Below are 16167 nucleotides of genomic sequence, written 5' to 3'. Positions count from 1 at the left end.
GGTAAGTCGAAAATAATTGATTCGCATGTAGGCTCAGCCGAACTATTGATCGATTGCGGCATGTAAAAGCAAGCAATACGAAAATTGACTGTCAGCCTCAGTGCCATTCATACTCATTGTTGACAACCAACCTCAGCATAATAGCTTGTGGGTACATCTGAAAATCCAATTTTGCGAACAGCCGCTTCGCATCTTGCCTGCTTACCCCGTTACATCACAATACTGCGTTATTCTAAAAATATTATCAATTACATATCAACGACATGCTGCGCTCAATTCTTTTAATCGTACCTTATCTTCTCTAGATATTAAATTTTTAGAGGTGTCCATACGCAATATTAAAATCGCCATTGCACACCGGTATAGGCTGAACGGCCATCACCTGGCAGAAAAAGTGCGCCATCAGCACCACCTTGATTGAGTACCACGCTGGTGGTAGCAGAATATTTACGATCAGCAAGGTTACGCCCTTCCAGAAACCAAGAAAGTTGCGCATTGATTTTCTGGCCCATCTTCAAGCCGAAAATAGTATAGCCGTCTGCGTAAAGAGTCTCTGCAAAATCAACCGCGTACCGGTATGGTGAAGATTCAATGGTAGGGCCGATATAAAAACCACCTGTACGGTATTTCAACTCACCTCGCAGCAAGGTCCTGGGTATACCTGGAAGGCGGCGATTGCCAAAGGTGCGATCATCATCAAAGCGAAATTCGTTGATCAACAGATTTTGACGCCATTCCAGATTGAAAGGTAAGCGTGCTGTCAGTCCCATTTCAAGGCCAGCGTGTATTGTTCGAGAAGCATTGGTAGTTTGCGCCGCTGGAACTGGATTATTACCACCCGTAAAAACGGCAATCTGCAATAACTCATTGCTCAATCGTGCATGATAGGCGGAGATGTCCCAATCAATATTTTTGCTATTACCGCGCGTGCCAATTTCAAAAGTAGTACCACTTTGAGCTTTAACAATGTTAGGTTGTAAACCGCCCGCCAGCTCGCCAAATGAAGGGGGCTCGAAACTGCGCGATAGATTCGCATAATATTGCACATTAGGAAGATGGTTATACAAGAGACCAATTTTAGGGCTGGTTTGTATATAGTTTGCATTGAAACTTTCATTCTTTGCTGGCGTGTCGAAAAATTTGTCAATAAATTCACGCTTCGACTTGGTATATTGCACGCCGGTAATAAGGGCGAGTTTGGACAATATAAATAAGCGATTCTCAGCATATAGGCTCATATTGGTAGCAATCTGATCAGATTTGTTGGTACGGTCACCCCGATTGCCTTTATCGTTTACCCAACGATCTTCCTGGGTGACACCCCGGGTAGGAGTAAAACCAAGCACGAATTCATTCTTATAACCGAATAGCTGACTATCATTTACCAGACGTACTTCTAGACCATAATCATGATTATCCTGATCCAGCACTTGAAAAATAGGGTGAAAAAGGTTTTTTTCAGAGTAGAAAGCGCCAATTTCCAGGCGGGTTTTACCCATGCGCAAGGTAGTTTTGTTGGCCAGTCGCAACAACTCAATATCACGCTTTTGTTGCAGGGTGGCAGGACTCAGAAAAGCTCGACTTGGATCAAGCTTCAGCTGAGCTTTAGTCAGATTACCTGGCAAATCAGAGTCACTATTCGCATAACCAAGATAAAAGCGGGTTTCTAGGTCGGGGTTAAATCTGTAGCCAATGTTTGCATTTGCCCGTTTTGCATTTTGTTTAGCAAAATCTCTGTAACCATCTTGGCTAAATGTACTTGCATTGATGAAATAATCCAGGTCACCAACAACACCACCTGTGGCAACGCCAAATCGTTTATAGTCAAAGCTGCCAATCTCTGCACGCGATTCAAATTTTGGTGCATCGTAACCTGTAGGCGAAACAAAATTGATTGCTCCGCCTAGGTTAGTCGCACCATAACGAAGTGCATTGGCACCGCGGTAAACTTCAATATAGCGAGTGGCCAGCGGTTCGATTGCCTGAAAATCAAAACTGCCATCAGCTTGATTGACTGGGATACCATCTTGCATCAGCTTGATACCACGGCCATGAAATGTACGCTGCAGACCTGATCCTCGTATAGATAAGCGTGATTCCTCAGCTCCAAATCGAGACTGAGCAAAGACACCAGTGGCAAGTCCTAAAGTATCGGCAAAATTTGATACTCGACCTTCACGAACCTTTTCGGCGTCAACAATAGTCACACCGCCAGCGGTTTGATTAATTTCATTAGTGGCTCGTTTTATATCTGGCTGAGTCAATGATGCACCTAGCTCATCACGAGTACCTGTCACAGTAACTGTAGGTAATGTCGTCTCAAAATCTTTTACTATGTGGTCTGCGTATGCGAGGCAGGGTAATACAAACAAGATTAATAAATACTGTGACTTGTATACATATTTCATATATTGTTCCTCTGAATTCTGCTAGCAAAACCTATTTCGTATCACTGATTTATACATTGCACATTCGCGCAAACCCTTCAGAATAATTATTGGGCACCTCTAAAAATCCAATTTTGTGAGCAGCCGCTTTGTGGCTTGCCTGCCTACCCCGTTTCGTCACAATATTCCGTTACTCTAAAAAAGTTAATCACTTACATATCAACTATATGACGCGCTAACATTTTTTATTCGCGCCTTGTTTTGCATAGAAATTCAATATCTAGTGGTGCCTTTATACTAGTTGCTTCAATTGCTGAGATATCGATTTGACAAATGAATGCCGCACTTAGTCCAGTATCAAAATTAGTATCAGTAATTTCGCCACCTGATTGGCTAGCCCAAGATATTCCAGAATTTTTAGTGCAGGTGTAGAAGTACTCTTGATGAACTGCATCGATTAGCAGCTAGCGAAGCTGAGTGGTATTTATCCAGATTCGCTATATTTTTATGATATAAATCGTTTTTTCCAGCAGGACAACTGTCATTCAATCTCAACTTCACCCGCTCACAATAATGTTGAGGCGCGATGTTAACTTAATGTTTAAACTGATGGAATGTGACAAATTGTCGCAGATAAGGTGATTAGCATGATTTGTAAAGATAAATTTCAAAATGGAATTATTGATGTTGGATTAGCTTAAAACAGAGAGCGGCTCCTCATAAAACGGAGAGTCCTTCGGATATTCAGCAAAAAATTTAGTGCCGATGCCAAACACAAAGCTAAATAGTTCGGCTGAATTATTTATCACCGCTGCATTAATCGCCAGTCACATAAAAACTGACTGCATAAACACACATATATCCATTATTGACAAGCGATTTCGGTGTAGTATGTTGTAAAATCAATTGATTCAAAAAAGAAAATTAACCATGCCAAGCAACCGAAATCCCAATGTTGTAGTTATTTTATGGATGTTAATAACGTTCATTTCCACCCCATCTCTCGCTCAACCGTTTGAACCCCATTCTGGCCGCGTAGAACCCTACACTCTGCCTGCATCCTCTGATAGCAGCACTTCGCCCGTAAAACCCCGTAAAACCAACCCCTCCCCCCCACCGTATTCAATCTCGATTGGCGCCATCTCTAAAGAGAACAAATCATCCGAAACTGATTTCGATTCACGCACAAGTACACCCCGCAAAATCGGCTCCGGCCGCAACGTGCCTCAATTAGGAAATATCACCGATACAACATCCAGACTAAAGTGGCAGAACACGCTCCAGGGCGGAAAAATTGCAGCGATAAGTATTACCTCACCACAGGCAATGGGAATCCGCGTGGGTATGCTGGTGCATCGCTTGCCATCGGAAGCCACCTTCCGCTTCTATTCTCAGGGGGCAGAAAATGCTTACGAAATTGTTGGCAGAGAAATCCTGGAGACCATCCAGCGCAATTTGGATGCTGGCGACAATAGTGACGCAGCCCGCACCTACTGGTCGCCCCATGTCGAGGGAGAAGAAGTGACCTTGGAAATCGAATTACCGTTAGGTACCAGCCCAGATAAACTTGAAATCGCAATTCCCAGCGTCTCTCATTTTTTTTTTGACACCCTCCTTCAAGCTGCGCGGGGAGATAAAGTTTCCAAAATTGGAGAAAAGGAAAGCTGTGAAATCGATGTCTCGTGCCACAGCGAATGGAGCCCTGAAAGTAGAGCCACAGCAAAAATAACCTTCGTCAAGTCTGGCAGTAGTTTTCTGTGCACTGGAACACTACTTAATGACGCAGCGTCAAGTGGCACGCCTTATTTTCTTAGCGCCAATCACTGCATAACCAATCAGACGGTAGCTTCAACACTACAAACTTTCTGGTTTTATCACTCTACGGCTTGCAACAGCGGCACGCTTAATCCAGAATTTCAAACACGCACCGGCGGAGCAACATTGCTCTATAGCAATCCGGCAACCGACACTTCATTTATGCAGTTGAGCAAACTTCCACCTGTCGGGGCGTTATATGCAGGATGGTCCCCGAATGCACCTGAACTGCTAGCTTATGTGGCAGGCATCCATCATCCGGATGGCGATTTGCAGAAAATAAGTTTCGGAAGGTTTATATCTTTTCAGGACTGCACTGCCACAAATCCAAACACGGGCACTTTTGGATGCTCATTCGCAAACAAAGTCAATGGAAAATATCTGGATATTGCCTATACTTCCGGGATTACAGAAGGTGGCAGTAGTGGCGCCGGACTATTCGAGATAATTGGCAATACCCATTATTTAATTGGGCAGTTGAGGGGGGGAGACCCAAGCTGCTTTGGAAGTGGATCAGATGAATATGGCCGCTTTGATGTCGTATATAACGATGCACTTCACCAATGGCTGAATGTTGGTCCGACCTACTTACTATCTGTCAGCAAGTTCAGTAACGGCAAAGGTACAGTAATATCGTCTCCTGATGGAATTAATTGCGGTACAAGCTGTAACGCACCTTTTACCCACGGAGCTAATGTTACACTTACAGCTACGCCTGCTTCAGGTTCGATTTTTTCCGGTTGGAGCGGAGCATGCAATGGCACCAATGATACCTGTTCAGTTGCAATGAATGCGCCTCGAAATGTGACAGCGATTTTCTCCACCATTGTCGCCCCTGGTACGGTCGTCGAATATTACAATCTCGACCTGGATCATTATTTCATTACCGCCGATGCCGGCGAACAGGCTTTTGTTGACAGCGGAGCAGTCGGTCGCTGGCAGCGCACTGGTATTACGTTCAGGTCTGGAGGGGAATTGCCTGTTTGCCGATTCTACGGAAGCATGTTGCCTGGGCCAAACTCCCATTTCTACACAGCTAGCGCAGATGAATGCGCCCAGCTTAAACAATTACAAATTACAACACCTGCAACACAAAAACGCTGGAATTTCGAGAGTCTTGACTTCCTGACGATTGTTCCCATGAATGGCACATGCCCCGCCAACACTTCACCAGTATATCGGGCCTATAACAACGGATTTAGTAGGGGCATCGATAGTAACCACCGGATCGCCAGCAGTTTGGCAGCAATTCAGGAGGTTGTGACACGTGGTTGGACCAATGAAGGCGTGGTAATGTGCGCACCGCAGTAAACCCTACCCGACCGTAACATCAGTCGATACCTTAAAGTACCCGTGGCTATAAGTGTCCCATTATCCTCTCTGCTTCTGGCAGAACAATACTGAATTTCAGCGTTGCAGCCTTAAACACGCCAACAGCTTGTTTTATCAAGACTTCAGAAGAATTACCAGTTTCAACATAAAGTTGTGACACAGCCTAAAAAAGGCGGCTTTCGCCGCCTTCGAAAGTTAAGCTCTTTCGGAATTAGTCACGATCACCACTAAATGCCATCAGCAAACTAAGCAGGTGAATGAAAATATTATAAATACTCAAATACAACGACATGGTTGCCATTACATAGTTAGTCTCACCGCCATTTATGATTCGGCTGACGTCATAAAGAATGTAAGCCGAGAAAAGCAGCACTGCAATAGCTGAGATGGTCAGCGATAAAGCAGGAATTGCAAAAAACAAATTGGCCAGTGAAGCAACTATCAGGAGAATCAAGCCTATGAACAAAAATTTCCCCATAAAGCTGAAATCTCTTTTCGTGACAGTAGCAATGGTCGCCAAGCTAAAGAAAATTAGTCCGGTTCCGCCAGCAGCCATACCAACCAGTTGGGCCCCATTGCTCAGATTAAGTGCATGTTGCAAAATTGGCCCAAGGAAAATACCCGCAACGAAAGTGAAGCCAAGCAACATTGCTATGCCCCACACACTGTTCCGCAACGCAGAAACTGCAAATAGCATTCCCATCATCACTGCGAACATAAGTAACGGAGCCATGATGGGACTCTGTGCCATGAACGAAAAGTTAGAAGATAGGCCAATCAATGCACCTATAACAGTGGGAACCATTGTTAGAGCCAGCATCATGTAGGTATTGCGTAGAACCTTATTCTGTTCCAGCCCTAACGCGCCTGGTTGCGAAATGGTTTGGTATTGCATCATAATTTCTCCATAAGGTTTATTAACAACACCCGTAAGAGTATCGAAGCAAGGGAAAAGTTGCAATGATTGTATAAAATTAATGCGTAATAGTTAAATTAATGCGTAATAGTTAAAAGTGACTTTAAATTAGTATGTGATTTCGGGTATCATATACGGACTTTGGATTTACGTAACTTCTACACGATCTGATTCGTTATGCTGTTACACGATCCGTATTCAAATTTGGAAGCTTGGGTGAGTGGTTTAAACCAGCAGTCTTGAAAACTGCCGAAGGGAAACCTTCCGTGAGTTCGAATCTCACAGCTTCCGCCAAGACACGGTTTTATTCAGTAGCAAATAATCTCACTAACCCGCATAGGCTAAAGCTTTAGCGGGTTTTAACGTCCACACTGTAGCAAACGATCTCATTCAAGCCTGCTTTACCTGGTGGCATAATTTACGCTTATGCCACCATATATAATGGGCACCTCTAAAAACCATAGCTTTCAAAGCTTCCGGCCCAAACTTTATGAACGCGAGCAAACCCGGTTCAGGTTCTTCGATGGATTGCATATTGTTTGCGCAGTTCCACTCCATTCTTTACCTGGAATCGCTATTTTTTTAAGCAATTCGGACTATTGCGAAAGTCAGAAGGCCTTAATTCCAGCCCGCTTAAGATAAACCAGACGCTTGAGGTTGTAGCTGGCCGCCATCATGGTCATGGCAAAATTCGCCCGTGCCTGACCGATAGTGCGAATCAGTTTGCCGCCCATCTGTTCAATGCCGGCAAAGATGTGCTCGACTCGGGCACGTATTTTAGCAATGCGCTTGTTCCGCTTTTCCTGCCGAGCCGAAAGGGGATGGTTGCGCGCACCCTTGCGCTGGATGTGGTTGCGGTATCCCGCCTCTTTCAACTGCGCTTCCCGCGCAGCACTCGGATAGCCTTTATCGGCATAGACTTCCCGGCAGGTGTTGGCCGAGTCCAGTACGGCGTCAAAGTGTTGGCTGTCATGGGTGCTTGCTGTGTCGGTCTCGATCTTGCGGATCACCTTGTAGCGTCGGTCTACGTTCACTGACAGCTTGTAGCCATGATGGCTTTTGCCATGCTTCTTGATCCAAGTGGCGTCCAGGTCTTTCTGGCGGCGCTTAGCCGGCTTCCAGTCTACAGGCATGGCGCCTTCCTTAAGCTGTTCCTTGTCGTCTCGGGTGAAATGCTGCTTCGGAGCCGGAACCAGGGTAGCGTCGATGATCTGGCCACCGCGGGCGATGTAACCTTGCTTGAGCAGTTGTTGCTCCATACCATCGAATAAAGCCTGGGCACCCAATTCGCCAATTCTGTTTTCGAAAGTCCAGACGGTGGTGCGATCCGGAATGCTCGCCGAATCAGTCAGTCCGCAGAAACGCTGGTAGCTCATCCGATCAAGCAGTTGATACTCCATCTGTTCATCCGAGAGGTTGTTGCACCGCTTCAGAAACAGAATGCGCACCATCGTCTCGGTAGGGAACGGTGGACGACCACCTTGCAAGCTCTTCGGCCTAGGCGCTAGCCGATCCACTTCTTTTGCTAGCGCAATAAAATCGATATGCTCTTCAAATGCCAGGAGCGGATCGCCCAGACGGTCTAACTTCTCCCGCCTCTGGTCGGCGGCAAACAGGTCTTTCTTGATCGCGCTACGGCGTTTCATCAGCATTGGTAGGACTCGAGTTCAGATAGGTGAATTGTATCGCAAGAGCTTCATGAAAAAGAGATTTTTCGAGGTGCCCTTTAGGTAAATGTGCCTGTTATTGGCCACTCAGTAGCTCACCATATGAGCCACTGAGTAAAATATTTTCTCAACTGAGGCGCATAATTAATCAGGAAATTTTAAACGGTGAGGGAGCCAAGCGTTTTGTTTGAGCCAAAAAAATCGCTCTCAGTCTGGCGGAAAGAGAGCGGAAAAGGGGGATAATCAAAGCCCTCAACCTCTTGCTGTCAGGGGAGACTATCAGCACAAATATAAATTAACAGAAATATTTGCACTATCAATCAAAAGGCTGAGAACAATTGTAAGATAGTCGAATGTAATGGAGGGAGTCTGTGCGGTGAGTCACAATTTATGGTTTTTCAGAAATCCACTTTGGTGCATACGCCTTGCATACGTGAAAGCGACATTTAACAGAGTTGTCGAGAACCCCAGTTTGGCACAACGAATTAAGACGCACGTTACGATGGAACAAAACGGTTGTGTAGCGGTTCAGAAGCAAATTAATACAACTAAATTTTTGTCAATAATTGCTTGATTTACAGGTAACTCTATTTTTAGAATGAGCGGATTATAAATTGTTTGTGTGATTCATAGACATCCTTGAAATCAAGTGTGTTAGAAGCGGTACGGCGATTGTAGAGCCGCAACACCCTATATTTAGTGCAATCATCTACAGATGTGTACTGAATTAAGCCCGGAGCAATCTTGCATGTGTCCAGCTGCACTCGATCACCAGGAGTAGACTTTTCGTATCGAGTATAGTCTTTTTTTCGGCGGCATATGACAATCGGCGCAACTTGGTTTCTCTGCAAAATCTTATGGATGGTAGCCAAACCCAACGACAAATTGTTTTGCCGTAATAGTTCGCTCTGAATTCGTCTGGCACCAAGATTTCTCAATCTTCTGAGATCTAGAATTAGTGCCTCCTCTACTTCCCCAACCTTAGTTGCTGGCAAATGATGTGGCCGCTGACTAAGGCTCTGTAATCCAGCTAAACCTGCTTCCTGATATCGGCACCACCATTTACGCAAAGTAGGGAGTGAGATGCCACAGCGCCTGCACACCAGTCCGGCATCCTTGCACTGGGAATACAGTTCAACCCAATGCAGTCGCTGTTGAATTTCTCTGTCCATAACACCCCCATTATATTGAAAGGATGTCTATGAATCACACAGCGGCACGAGTCGTGAAGCGGCGCAACATCCAGCATTTCGCGCGGTGAATACCGTGCTGGCCAACCTGAAAACAGCTATCAGTGGAACCTACCATGCTTTTGACTTTCGAAAATACGCAGACCGTTATCTGGCCGAGGTTCAGTACCGTTTTAACCGACGCTTCGATCATGGCACTATCCTCAAACGACTCGTTCGCGCTGCAGTGATTACCACCTCATACCCTGAAGCTGTCATTCGGGCGACTGAGGCATGTAACTAATCAGGGAAAAAAGTATCATTAAATTACATAATAGTATTAATAATCAAATTTATATTAAAATTAATTAATGTAAAATAGCTGCTAATATTTACCGTTTAATTCATCCACAAATTCTTGCAATTCATTCGGCAAGGATGCACTCAATTTCATAACCTCAGACGTTAGCGGATGAGCGAATGTAATACTGTGCGCATGCAGGAACATGCGTTTTAAGCCCTTCTTAATCAAGCCTTTGTTTCGCGCGAAATCACCGTATTTATCATCGCCAGCGATGGGAAAGCCCAGATGAGAAAGATGCACACGAATTTGATGGGTACGCCCAGTTTTTAGCTGAGCTTCAAGCAAACTAAACTCATGTAAATTTTTTTGCAAAGTAAAGATAGTGTGCGAAGCTTGCCCATCTTCACGCACCATTACGCGTTTTTCACCATTCTGAGTGTTAAATTTGTGTAGTGGCAACTTAACGTGCTGTTTAACATTCTGCCACTTGCCTAATACTAAACACAGATACCGTTTGTCGCTTTTCCCACCACGCATTTGCTCGTGCAGGTGGATCAGGGCAGAGCGTTTCTTCGCCAGTAGCAAAACGCCCGAAGTGTCTCGATCCAAGCGATGGACTAATTCCAGAAATTTTGCTTGCGGACGAGCGCTACGCAACTGCTCAATAATGCCGAAACTAACCCCACTACCTCCATGAACTGCTACTCCAGATGGCTTGTCGATCACCAACAGTGCATCGTCTTCAAATAAGATAGGAAATTCAAGTGCTGGGACATAGTCACGATTTTTTACTTCCGCTACTCGTACCGGCGGAATACGTACATGATCTCCCAGTTGCAGGCGATAAGTTTGATCTACTCGCTTCTTATCCACGCGCACTTCACCGCTGCGCAGAATACGATATATATGGCTCTTCGGGACACCCTTAAGGTGTTTGCACAGAAAATTATCAATGCGCTGATTGCAGCTGCCTTCGTCAATCTTAATATAGGCTACAGATATTTTGCGTAAATTATTCATTATGCTTATACTTCCCGATAACGCGTATTGGCTAACGGAAAAACGGGATGCGAATTCCCCGTGAGTGTGGAGCAGGCAACGATGCCGCCGCCCCGTTCCAACGTAATCCGGTTAATGTCACTCACCGGAAGAAGCAGTGATAGTAATTGATTTGCGCGCTCAAAGCACCTGTAGATTTTTTTCGTGTCGCCTCTAAAACAAAATTGGCGGCACCTGTTAATTTTTTAACAAGCTAATAACGAGAACAATATTTTTAACAACCGTCGGCATCGCTATATCAGCATTGTTTGCACGGCTCTTATTCTCTTTCTCGCGCGCGGCTAGCCGTGTGTAGACTTGTTCTGCCCGTGTCAGAGCGCGGGAGAAAATATAATGAAACGCATGTTATTCAATGCGACACAAGCGGAAGAACTCCGTGTCGCCATTGTTGACGGTCAAAAATTGATCGACCTCGACATTGAATCCGCAGGAAAAGAGCAACGCAAAAGTAATATATACAAGGCTATCATTACCCGTATTGAACCCAGTCTGGAAGCCGCCTTTGTCGAATATGGTGGTACCCGCCATGGCTTTCTACCATTCAAAGAAGTTTCCCCCATTAATTACCTGAATCAACAAGGTAGCGGTCGTCCCAGCATTAAGGAAGCATTGCGCGAAGGTCAGGAACTCCTCATCCAAGTGGAAAAAGACGAGCGCGGTAATAAGGGGGCCGCACTAACAACTTATATTAGCTTGGCTGGCCGCTATATTGTGCTTATGCCCAATAATCCAAACGGTGGTGGTGTATCGCGCCGTGTCGAAGGTGAAGAACGCAATGAACTGCGGGACGTCCTATCGCAATTGGAAATACCACAAGGTGCAAGTATTATTGCGCGCACTGCTGGAATTGGCCGCAATCTTGAAGAACTGCAATGGGATCTTAACTACCTCAAACAGTTGTGGGATGCCATCGAAAGTGCCGCAAACGCTGAAAAGGCACCATCGTTGATTTACCTCGAAAGTAGCTTGGTGGTGCGTGCGATACGCGACTATTTTCACCCTGAAATCGGTGAAATTCTAATTGATACGGACGATATCTACCAGCAGGCACGAGCTTTTATGAGCACGGTCATGCCAAACAATGTCCATGTAATCAAACGGTATCAGGACGACGTACCTTTATTCTCGCGCTTTCAAGTTGAACATCAGATCGAATCAGCTCATGCACGGCAAGTAAACCTGCCCTCCGGTGGGGCCATCGTTATTGATCACACCGAAGCGCTCACCGCAATCGATATCAATTCAGCACGCGCTACTCGCGGCGCAGATATAGAATCGACCGCGCTCAACACCAATTTGGAAGCTGCCGAAGAAATTGCACGGCAGATGCGTCTGCGTGATTTGGGTGGTCTGATAGTGATCGATTTTATCGATATGGAAAGTACCCGCAACCAACGGGAAGTGGAAAATCGTCTGCGCGATGCCTTGCATTATGATCGCGCGCGTGTTCAGACTGGAAAAATTTCGCGCTTCGGCCTGCTGGAATTATCTCGTCAACGTCTGCAACCCAGCCTGGAAGAAACCAGCCATACTCCCTGTCCCCGTTGTAACGGCATCGGCCATATCCGCGGCATCGAATCTTCCGCATTAAACATTCTGCGCATTATTAGTGAAGAAGCGATGAAAGAACACAGTGTTGCTGTCCACGTGCAAGTACCATTAGATGTCGCCACATTTCTACTGAATGAAAAGCGCGCTGAAATACATCAAATCGAATCGCGGTTAAAGGTGGTTATTACGCTGATCCCAAATTCAAATATGGAAACCCCGCACTATACTGTAACCAGATTGCGTCAAGATGACATGACGGTCGAAAATTTGCAGGCTAGTTACAAATTAGTGGCGATACCGGAAGCAAATCATAACATTGCCAAAGCCACCCGAGAAACCAAACCGCAGCGCTCCCAAGCTGCAGTTCAAAGTGTCACACCACCACAGTCAGCCCCAATGCGAGCAGTAAAGGGGGCCACGCAACCTTCTATTTTCATTAAGCTGATAGGCTGGCTCAAGTCTTTGGGTACAGTAGAAAAACCTCCCGAAAAACTGATCACTAAACCGCGGACCAACAACCCGCCTCGTCGTGAACGAGAAGCCCGCAACTCAAATGGTAGCAGGCCGGATGGTAATCGACCTGAAGGCGCTCGTCAGCGCAACAATCCTCGCCGTGACCGTGACCGTGACCGTGAAGAAACTAATCCACACACTGAAAAAACTGTGCAATCGGCACCCAAAACACGGGAACCGCGCGCTGCACGCCCGCCTAAGCCACCGCGCGTACCAGTCGAAACAGCGGTATTGGAAAGCATTACAAAAGTTGCAGCCATGACTGAGTCGGCGGAAGAAAATAATCAAAGCATTGGGCGTAAACGCGGTCGACGCGGTGGCCAACGCGAACGCGAACGGCGTGATCAACAGGCAGCTGGGCAATTAGCCGCTGAACAACCTATCCTAACTGAAAACACGCCCAATTCTGTAATGAACGCCGTTGACACCACTCCTCACAGCGAACCTGCTGAATCACAAAATATTCAAAATACAGAACCGCACCAATTACCTGTTGAGCAGGCAGTTACAGCAACTCAGACCAACCCTACAACGACCAGCCCTGCAACCAATGGCACCGGGTTGGTGCAGATCGAGACTGACGCAGTCAAACGATCTTCAGCTGCTACGGCCGTCCAAGCTGAAGTTACGCCGCCAGCGTCACGTCGCCGCTCACGTCCACGTGAAATTTACAGTGTGGAAAACAACGAGCCGCTAGTACAAATCGAAACTCAACAAACTTTGAATTCATAGTTGGATTGGTAACATTACAAACGCAAGAGTAGAACAAATATTAATAAAGCCGCGCAATTTTACTGCGCGGCTTTATTATTTTTCCTGCATCATTCGACAACAACAGACGCTACAAACATAGTCCGCCACTTTAAATAAGAGTCTTCTGTATATGCCGTAACAAGCCCTCTGACGCATCCTCCACCATATCAAGCACACGTTCGAAACCGTCTGCCCCACCATAATACGGATCGGGTACTTCACCCTCGGCATGTCGTCGGCTAGCATACTCCATAAACAATCCCAAACGTCCTCGTTGCATTTCCGGACATAAACGTCGCAAAATGCCAAGATTGTCACAATCCATCGCGAGCACAAAATCGAAACGACTAAAATCGGCAACCTCAACTTGTCGCCCACGTAACATACTCATATCGTATCCGCGCTGCGATGCAGCTCGCTGAGCTCGCGTGTCCGGCGGTTTGCCTATATGATAATCATGCGTACCTACTGAATCAATCAGAATATGCTGTGCCAACCCTGCTTCCTCAACGCGTGCGCGGAACACTGCTTCAGCAGTGGGTGATCTACAGATATTTCCCATGCAGCAAAATAAGATATTAATTTTTTTCAATTATTCTACTCACTTCAATGTAAACGTATTGCATAGTATATGCAATTTCAGTACACAAAATCAAAGTGGAGACATAAACACGCTCTCCCTCAGCTTCTTCAATTGGTCACGCAATTCACTTGCCCGCTCAAATTCGAGGTTTTTCGCCGCCTGCAGCATTTCTTTTTCCAGCCGTTTAATTTCCTTGGCAAGGTCCCGCTCACTCATCGCCAGATATTTTTCATGATCTTGTTCAATTTTCTGTTGCTTACGCGCAGCATCTGGTTCATAGCTACCCTCAATAATGTCCTTGATACGTTTCTGAACACCTTGGGGAACAATACCGTAAAGTTCATTGTGTAATAGCTGCTTGCTCCGCCTGCGCTCGGTCTCGTCGATGGCGCGATGCATTGAATTGGTAATTTTATCAGCATAAAGTATTGCACTACCGTTAATATGGCGTGCAGCGCGGCCTATAGTCTGAATAAGCGCACGCTCAGAACGCAAAAAACCTTCTTTATCAGCATCAAGAATAGCTACCAGTGACACTTCAGGTATATCCAATCCTTCGCGTAACAGGTTAATACCGACCAAAACGTCAAACATGCCCAAACGTAAATCGCGGATGATTTCTACCCGCTCTACAGTCTCAATATCTGAATGCAGATAACGTACTTTAATACCGTGATCGGAAAAATACTCAGTGAGATCTTCTGACATTCGCTTGGTCAGCGTTGTTACCAGCACACGCTCTCCTTTGGCTGTTCGCAGATTAACCTCAGACATTAAATCATCCACCTGATGTGTGGCCGGCCGCACTTCAATTAGGGGATCAATCAATCCAGTTGGACGCACCAATTGTTCTACTACTTGTCCGGCATGCTCTGCCTCGAAAACAGCCGGCGTTGCAGAAATAAATATAGATTGACGCATTACGCGTTCAAATTCGTCAAAACGTAGCGGGCGGTTATCCAACGCGGATGGCATTCGGAAACCGTAGTTGACTAGATTTTCTTTACGCGCTCGATCTCCTTTGTACATGCCACCGATCTGTGGGATGGTAACGTGGCTTTCATCTATAAACATCAGCGCATCGGAAGGTAAATAATCAATCAGCGTAGGTGGTGGCTCTCCCGCCTTACGTCCAGACAAATGGCGCGAATAATTTTCGATACCTTTACAAAAACCGATCTCATTCAGCATTTCCAGATCGTGGCGGGTACGCTGTTCGATACGCTGCGCTTCCACCAATTTATGTTCTCGCTGAAAAAAATCTATGCGCTCAGCCAACTCAACCTTAATGGTTTCTATGGCCTGCAGTACTGTGCTGCGAGGGGTAACATAGTGACTGGACGGGTACACGGTAAAACGCGGCACGCGGCTGAGAATGTGGCCGGTAAGTGGATCAAATAGCGACAAGCTTTCCACTTCATCGTCAAACATAGTCAGTCTCAACGCATGTTCGCTGTTTTCTGCCGGAAAGATGTCGATTACATCGCCACGTACTCTGAAATGCCCATGCGAAAAATCTACATCATTACGCTCATACTGCATCTCTGTGAGACGCTTAATTGCGTCCTGTCGAACTAATTTTTCATGCTCGCGCAGGTGCAGAACCATGCCGTGATAGTCTACCGGATCGCCGATACCATAAATAGCCGAGACGGTGGCCACAATCACTACGTCCTGTCGCTCCAACAGGGATTTAGTAGCTGACAATCGCATCTGCTCGATCTGCTCATTTATACTGGAATCTTTCTCAATAAACACACCTCGCGATGGAACATAAGCCTCTGGTTGGTAGTAATCGTAATAGGAGACGAAATATTCCACCGCATTCTCAGGGAAAAAGTCGCGCATTTCAGAATACAACTGTGCCGCCAGTGTTTTATTTGGTGCCATAATAATGGCTGGCCGCCCCATTTGGCCAATAACGTTCGCCATAGTGAATGTCTTACCAGAGCCTGTCACACCAAGCAAAGTTTGAAACGACAGCCCCTCATTTATCCCCTCGACCAGTTGTGCAATTGCAGTGGGCTGATCGCCCGCAGGTTCAAAAGGCTGATGCAACAAATATGGGCTATTTGGAAAGGTCTTTATCACTGTATAATTTCAGCCGAATTTGAATTG

8 protein-coding genes, 1 tRNA gene and 2 pseudogenes are annotated in these 16167 nt (G+C 45.9%); 4 read left to right on the top strand and 7 right to left on the bottom strand.

Annotated elements, in window-relative coordinates:
* Nucleotides 1-338: 338 nt before the first annotated feature.
* A complete protein-coding gene (locus tag MJ770_RS12870) occupies nucleotides 339-2408 on the bottom strand; it encodes a TonB-dependent receptor family protein (RefSeq protein WP_239255046.1) in 2070 nt (689 codons plus the stop codon).
* Between the two features lie 909 nt (nucleotides 2409-3317).
* Here MJ770_RS12870 and MJ770_RS12865 point away from each other — a divergent pair.
* Nucleotides 3318-5513 (top strand): InlB B-repeat-containing protein, encoded by a 2196-nt coding sequence (locus MJ770_RS12865; protein WP_239255043.1) that lies wholly within the window; start codon nucleotides 3318-3320, stop codon nucleotides 5511-5513.
* A 232-nt stretch (nucleotides 5514-5745) separates the two neighbouring features.
* Here MJ770_RS12865 and MJ770_RS12860 read toward each other — a convergent pair whose 3' ends face one another.
* Entirely contained in the window at nucleotides 5746-6429 is a 684-nt protein-coding gene (locus tag MJ770_RS12860; protein ID WP_239255103.1) for a Bax inhibitor-1/YccA family protein, read from the bottom strand.
* 227 nt (nucleotides 6430-6656) lie between these two features.
* Here MJ770_RS12860 and MJ770_RS12855 point away from each other — a divergent pair.
* Nucleotides 6657-6744, top strand: a tRNA-Ser gene (locus MJ770_RS12855).
* A gap of 314 nt (nucleotides 6745-7058) precedes the next feature.
* On the opposite strand, the gene MJ770_RS12850 is transcribed toward MJ770_RS12855, so the two are convergent.
* Both MJ770_RS12850 and MJ770_RS12845 read right to left on the bottom strand, forming a co-directional pair.
* Nucleotides 7059-8096, bottom strand: coding sequence for an IS5 family transposase (locus MJ770_RS12850; RefSeq protein ID WP_239255101.1), 1038 nt, complete (start codon nucleotides 8094-8096; stop codon nucleotides 7059-7061).
* 623 nt (nucleotides 8097-8719) lie between these two features.
* Nucleotides 8720-9289: pseudogene (locus tag MJ770_RS12845) on the bottom strand (helix-turn-helix domain-containing protein); the annotation flags it as partial.
* A 43-nt stretch (nucleotides 9290-9332) separates the two neighbouring features.
* On the opposite strand from MJ770_RS12845, the pseudogene MJ770_RS12840 reads away from it, so the two are divergent.
* Nucleotides 9333-9590 (top strand): annotated as a pseudogene (locus MJ770_RS12840) (transposase); the annotation flags it as partial.
* Between the two features lie 81 nt (nucleotides 9591-9671).
* Here MJ770_RS12840 and MJ770_RS12835 read toward each other — a convergent pair.
* Complete coding sequence (locus tag MJ770_RS12835; protein ID WP_239255042.1) at nucleotides 9672-10610, bottom strand: RluA family pseudouridine synthase; 939 nt, start codon at nucleotides 10608-10610, stop codon at nucleotides 9672-9674.
* Between the two features lie 372 nt (nucleotides 10611-10982).
* On the opposite strand from MJ770_RS12835, the gene MJ770_RS12830 reads away from it, so the two are divergent.
* On the top strand, nucleotides 10983-13445 hold the full coding sequence (locus MJ770_RS12830) for an Rne/Rng family ribonuclease (RefSeq protein WP_239255041.1): 2463 nt from the start codon (nucleotides 10983-10985) through the stop codon (nucleotides 13443-13445).
* Nucleotides 13446-13575: 130 nt separating this feature from the next.
* Here MJ770_RS12830 and MJ770_RS12825 read toward each other — a convergent pair whose 3' ends face one another.
* Nucleotides 13576-14058: a low molecular weight protein-tyrosine-phosphatase gene (locus MJ770_RS12825; RefSeq protein ID WP_256448833.1), complete on the bottom strand. Its 483-nt coding sequence runs from the start codon at nucleotides 14056-14058 to the stop codon at nucleotides 13576-13578.
* A 60-nt stretch (nucleotides 14059-14118) separates the two neighbouring features.
* On the bottom strand, nucleotides 14119-16140 hold the full coding sequence (uvrB, locus tag MJ770_RS12820) for an excinuclease ABC subunit UvrB (protein ID WP_239255040.1): 2022 nt from the start codon (nucleotides 16138-16140) through the stop codon (nucleotides 14119-14121).
* Nucleotides 16141-16167: the final 27 nt, after the last annotated feature.

Source organism: Candidatus Nitrotoga sp. M5, from assembly GCF_927904885.1.
In the GTDB taxonomy this organism is placed as follows: Bacteria; Pseudomonadota; Gammaproteobacteria; order Burkholderiales; family Gallionellaceae; genus Nitrotoga.
Note: the sequence above shows the minus strand (reverse complement) of the source record. Positions and strands in the feature narration are given on the sequence as shown.